Genomic DNA, 5,405 nt, shown 5'->3' with positions numbered 1-5,405 from the left:
GGGAGGCATTCCTGGGCGATTCCTACAAGTCGCAGCAGGAGTACATCAATCAGTCAGCCGATCTGGAAAAGACCTTGTCGGCCGAACGGCTGAAGATCCAGCAGCAGTATGACGACCAGGCGCTGCAAAGTGTCCAGAGCACGCTGTCCGGTCTGGAAAGTTACGCCAAGGGACTGGCCACGTCGGATGCTTCACCGCTGTCCGCTGCTGATCAGTACAAGGTCGCAAACGACAACCTGACGACAGATCTGACCGCCGCGCAGGGTGGAAGTGCTTCCGCACTCTCAAGCCTTCAGGACGACTTTCAGACGTTCCTGTCTGCCAGCAAGACCTACAACGGATCCGGGGTGCAATACGCCACGGACTACCAGCGGGTGATGCAGGCCCTTCAGACGGTTGGTCAGCTGGATACAAACACGCTGACAGCGTCTGTCCTTCAGGATGCCTTGAAGTCCACTACGACGACGATCAGTGAAGGACAGCAGCAGATGGTTACGCTGCTCGGCAAACTGCTGTCGGAATTCCGGATGACCAACCTCAAATCGACAACAGGAAAGGCAGCATGACGTGACACTGTTCCGGGCGGTAGAGATTGACCTGGTCAACATGCTTTCTGTCCAGCTCGATGATCGCCCGGCCCATGGCAGTCGACCGCACGGAACACTGCGTCGACAGACTGCGGCTCTGGAAACAATCCAGACTCTGCGTTTCTCGGACATGGGGTATGTCGATGAAAACCACAGCCCTTATGTCCCGCTCGTCACCCAGGCATTCGATCTTGATAGGGGAATTTCTCTCACGTCTGACGCGCTCGGTGGGGCATCGAGCTTCGGATCGATCACCCTGATCAATGACGGCTCGCTGGATGACTATGTTGTCAATCAGACGAACGATCATCTGCCCATCAGGATCCTGAGTGGTCAGAAAATTCTCGATCGTGAGCGTGGGATCTGGATGGATCCAGCGCGGGCAGACCTCAAGCCGGTTTTCGCTGGCCTGGGCACGCTCTGGCAGCCGGGGCGTCGCACCCTGACCATTCCGCTGCTCGGGGCGCTTTCCTGGCTGGATGTGACCATGACCGGCCGCATCTATGGCGGCACGGGCGGTCTGGATGGAGACTCAAACGTCACAGGGCGTCTCATGCCAACCCTGCGGGGAACGGTCTGCAACATCACGCCCGTCCTGATCGATGCCGTGAATTACGTCTATCAGGTCAGTGATGCGCCAGCAGAAATTTCCGCACTCTATGAGGGCGGCTTTGCAGGAGGCATAACCTTTTCCGGAACGGTGACAGACATCTATGCGCAGTCTCCGGCTCCCGGCACCTATCTGATCCAGAGAAGTGGGACAGGAACATGGATCCGGCTCGGAACCCGGCCGGTTTACGGGATTACCGTGGATGCAGTCGGCGCGTTTCCGTCCGGCGCAGGCCCTGCCAATGTTCTGGATATCCTGCGACAGATGCTTCTGGAGGACTTCAGGCTTCCAGCGTCCTATCTGGACAATCAGTGGGAAAACCAAAGCAGTCTCGCGCCCTGGCGTGCTGGCTGGTTCTGGGACGGAACGGAAACGGTCACGGGGCAGGACGTTGTCCGCACGCTGCTCTCAGGGCTTGGTATTTCAATCGTCCCGACGCGAGAGGGTAAACTGCGTCCCGTCCAACTCCTGGCCTGGGATGAAACGACGTCCACGGTCATGACATTGACCGCCAACGAAATGACCGAAATTCAACCCATAGCGCTGGATTCTTCTCTCAGTCCTCCCACATGGCGCTGGCGGATTGGGTGGCAGCATAATTTTACAGTCCAGACCGCGGGCTCCGGTTTGCATCCTCAGGCCCCGGCCAGCCGACAGTCTGTTATCGGCACGGCTGATCGAAATGCGGTCTGGTCCGATGCCAGCCTGAGGGCAAGGTGGCGGGTTCCAAATGACCCTGCATCCCTGGTCACAGCTCTGAATGCCGCAGGAGATGCCCAGACAGTTGCTGATGCTCATGGAAAGCTCTGGGGAGCTTACAAGTCTCTTTGGTCTGTGACCGTCCCTGTAGAAATTAGCTGGCAACTGGACCTTGGTGATTATGTCTCCATCCAGGCCGCTGTGCCAGGTCTCGATGGCATCACTGTTGGGATCGTGGTGGCGGAACACATTCGAGGCGGAGACGCGACGGCAACTTTGCAAATCCTAGTCATCTGGAGCCTGCCGATGACAGGAATTATGGGCGACTTCTGGCCCGATATTATGTGAGACATCATGGAAAACTGTGGAATTGGTTATCAGAACCTCATCCTGTCGGCAGCTTTGACAGCAGACAGCAGTGTGGCTGCTCTTCCAGTAAGCAATCTGACGTCTCCGCAGGGAAGTTCTGCCTACGCCTGGCGCGCTCTTGGGACACAAGCCACTCTGACAGTCCAGTTTGCCCAGGCTTCTCCCGTCCGCGCTGTGTCCCTGCATCGGACAAATTTAACGGCAGGGGCATCGTGGCGGCTCGTTCTGAGGCGCGATAACGCTGTGGTGCAGGAAGTAACCACAGCGATGGAAACGGCAGGGGGCCAGGCTACATTTGTGTTGCCGCCTGACCTGGTCGCTGACGCTGTTCAGATGTCGATTTCGGATGCCACCAACCCTGATGGATATCTTTCGGTCCCGCTGGCGTACGTGGGGCCGCTCTGGCAGCCCATCCGGAATTTTTCTACAGACAGCACCTCAGGATTCAATCTGGGTGTTGATGAGGTCACGGCCCTGTCTGGAGCAGAATTTCCCCAGACGCGGTGGATCCAGAAAAAAGCATCCATCGCTCATCAGTCTTATGGATCGGCAGAGGCAGATATCCTCTCGGATATTCAGGCTGTAGCAGCGCGGGGGGAAAATATTCTCTTTATTCCTGACCCCTCTGCGCCTGCGCTGCAAAAGCAGGCGATTTATGGCCGACTGAGTGGCGGGGATCTCGGCAATCCATTTGGCGCAGCTGATCGGCGTAGCTGGACATTCAACATGACGGAGCGACTGTGATGACTCTGCTGCAAGACTTTGTCCTGGAGACGTCGAGTAATCCAGGCGTTGGGGACTTCATCCTGAACGGCCCCCCTTTGAACCGCATTTCTTTTGCGCAGGCTTTCCCAGGTGGGGGGCAGGTATTTTATTATGCCGATGATGGCTCCCAGGCTGAGTGGGGTATTGGAACACTGACGGCTGGCGCACCAGCCAAAATCGCACGGAGCGAAATTTACGGGAATACGCTTGGTACCACTGAGGCTTTGCGCTTCACCGGGGGCGTGGAAGTTTATAATGAGGTCCCTGCAAGGTTCGTACCTTACTTTGATAAAGATGGCGGTTTCTCTGTAGCTGGCCAGATCACCGCAATCTCTCTTATCATTCGCGATCAAGCTCTGGTGCCTGACGTAACCGATTGGAGCGGCCAACAGGCTGTTCCTGCGCATCAGGCGGATGCCAGATACCTGCGGAAATATGGTGACGCCAACGGTGCGGCTCCGGACCTGCTCACAATCTATCTGGGCAGTGGCCAGCTTGGCGTCTATGCGGGCGGAGCCTGGCACACCTATCAGCCCTCCGGCGACTATGCCACGAATGCCCGTGTCAATGACGTCGCCAACAGTGCGACAAACGCTTCCAGTGCAGCCAGTTCTGCAAGCGCCAATGCAGACACCCGTATCCTGCGTGCGGGCGATACCAGCCAAAATCAGACCATCAACGGCTATCTGACGGTTCAGTATGGCGGCGGGAAATTCAGCTTTCAGCCAGACGGAAACGCCGTGGCCTATGACGGATCGGGGAACGCTTTTTTCTCTGTGTCCACCAGCGCCATTAACTGGAACGGTCACGGCTTCGTCTTCACTGACGATCTGCCGCTTCCCAAGACGGACAAGATTGTCCGCATGATTGTCCGTGGCGTCGCCTCTCAAAGCCGCGTGACGTTCTCGTCCGGCTTCTCGGATACGCCGCAGGTGATGGCGCAGAACGCCAGTGCGAGCGATGCGAACTGCAAGGCGGTCAATGCCGATGCGGGCGGCTTCACGTTGTGGATCAACGGCGGCGGCACAACAGACATCACGGTATTTGCAATCGGACCCAAATAAATGACCACTGCTCTTGAGGCCATCAAGGCCGCCTATCCGGACCGCTATTATGCGGCCACGGATGGCACGACCGTCACGGGCGTTTATGACGCCTGGTCCGGCACCACGGAAGATCCGCAGGCCCGCATCAATGTGTTGGATCTTCCGGCTGCCTCCAGCCTGATCGTGCTGACGGCCGACCAGTTTTCTGACACGGTCGGGGCCAGCAACATCCCTGTCAGCAATGGCGCGCTGACCTATGGTGGGCGCTATGTCGCCTGTTACGACCACTCGGCCGCGCAGCCGACCGCTGTTCTCAGCTGGTTCGATCTGTGGACGCTTGGCTCTCATGCCAATCTCCCGGCCCTGGCCGACATGCATTTTCTGTCTGCGGCTGAATGGCAGGCTCTGGGCGGGGATTATGGCTACAAGGGAAACAAGGGTCTTCAGGACGGCAAGATCGTGGATTACACGCCGCCGGCTGCGCCCATTCCGCTAAAGCTCCAGGCCGAGACCGAACAGACCTGGATCCAGCAACAGGCCAGTCTGGCCGCTGCCATGGGCGAGGCCTTCACCGACGCCATGAAGGCGTATGTGAAAGCTGTCGCAGCGATTGCCAGCGGTACTGACACGACCAGCACGACATTGCCGGCGCGGCCTGACCCAGTCCTGGCCTGATCGCCAGCCCTCATACACTTGACCCTGTTCTGACAGCCGCCTCCGGGCGGCTTTTTTTATGGAAAAACCATGCCTGACACACAGACGGACGCTCCGGCCGCAAGTCTTCCTGATGCTTCTACGCCGGCAGAGCGGATCCGGGTCCTCGAAGATCGGTGCCTGACACTGGAGACCCGGCTCTCCAGCGTGGACAGCAGCCAGTCCGATCTCCGAACGGAGATGCGGCATGAAATCGCATCGCTGCGCAGCGAGATCGAAGCCCTCGCAAAGTCCATGGAAAGCAGCAACCGGCAGATCAACGGCAAGCTCGACCGCCTATTCGGTGCGCGGGCTGTCGTGACAGCCGCCATCACGCTCCTGACGTCAATCCTTGGATCCGGGGTTGTCCACCTGGTCGTCTCGGTAGGGCAGTAAAGATGTCTTCCATGTATGGCCTCGACCCAGGGCAGGTGAAAAATTTCATCGTCGTTCCAACCCTAACGGCTATGGGAAGTCAGTTTGCGAGTATCGCCGCTATCAATCTGATGCTTGGCATTGCCATGGCAGAAAGCCAGCTTCGCTACGTTCGGCAGCGCACAAATGCCGGCTATGGTCCAGCGCGTGGCCTTTGCCAGATGGAGCCGGACACTCACAACGATTGCTGGACCAACTGGC

5 protein-coding genes and 2 pseudogenes are annotated in these 5,405 nt (G+C 58.0%); all 7 read left to right on the top strand.

Going from position 1 to position 5,405, the window contains the following annotated elements:
- Positions 1 to 566, top strand: a pseudogene (locus R5H23_RS13910) (phage tail protein); the annotation flags it as partial.
- Between the two features lies 1 nt (position 567).
- The gene (locus tag R5H23_RS13905; RefSeq protein WP_317215803.1) at positions 568 to 2,244 is read left to right on the top strand and encodes a hypothetical protein; all 1,677 of its coding nucleotides are present in this window, start codon (positions 568 to 570) and stop codon (positions 2,242 to 2,244) included.
- A 6-nt stretch (positions 2,245 to 2,250) separates the two neighbouring features.
- Complete coding sequence (locus R5H23_RS13900; protein ID WP_317215802.1) at positions 2,251 to 3,009, top strand: hypothetical protein; 759 nt, start codon at positions 2,251 to 2,253, stop codon at positions 3,007 to 3,009.
- A complete protein-coding gene (locus tag R5H23_RS13895; protein WP_317215801.1) occupies positions 3,009 to 4,094 on the top strand; it encodes a hypothetical protein in 1,086 nt (361 codons plus the stop codon). Before R5H23_RS13900 ends, R5H23_RS13895 begins: the two co-directional genes overlap by 1 nt.
- Complete coding sequence (locus R5H23_RS13890; protein WP_317215800.1) at positions 4,095 to 4,751, top strand: hypothetical protein; 657 nt, start codon at positions 4,095 to 4,097, stop codon at positions 4,749 to 4,751.
- 69 nt (positions 4,752 to 4,820) lie between these two features.
- Positions 4,821 to 5,165 carry a hypothetical protein gene (locus tag R5H23_RS13885; protein WP_211513366.1) on the top strand — a complete coding sequence of 115 codons (345 nt, stop codon included), beginning with the start codon at positions 4,821 to 4,823 and terminating at the stop codon, positions 5,163 to 5,165.
- Between the two features lie 2 nt (positions 5,166 to 5,167).
- Positions 5,168 to 5,405, top strand: a pseudogene (locus R5H23_RS13880) (hypothetical protein); the annotation flags it as partial.

Origin of the sequence: Gluconobacter sp. GP1 (genome assembly GCF_032913585.1) — a bacterium.
GTDB classification, from domain to species: domain Bacteria; phylum Pseudomonadota; class Alphaproteobacteria; order Acetobacterales; family Acetobacteraceae; genus Gluconobacter; species Gluconobacter cerinus.
Note: the sequence above shows the minus strand (reverse complement) of the source record. Positions and strands in the feature narration are given on the sequence as shown.

Excerpts from the sequence above, each read along its gene's own strand:
- R5H23_RS13900 (WP_317215802.1), top strand. The coding sequence starts at position 2,251 with ATGGAAAACTGTGGAATTGGTTATCAGAACCTCATCCTGTCGGCAGCT.
- R5H23_RS13895 (WP_317215801.1), top strand. The coding sequence starts at position 3,009 with ATGACTCTGCTGCAAGACTTTGTCCTGGAGACGTCGAGTAATCCAGGC.
- R5H23_RS13890 (WP_317215800.1), top strand. The coding sequence starts at position 4,095 with ATGACCACTGCTCTTGAGGCCATCAAGGCCGCCTATCCGGACCGCTAT.
- R5H23_RS13885 (WP_211513366.1), top strand. The coding sequence starts at position 4,821 with ATGCCTGACACACAGACGGACGCTCCGGCCGCAAGTCTTCCTGATGCT.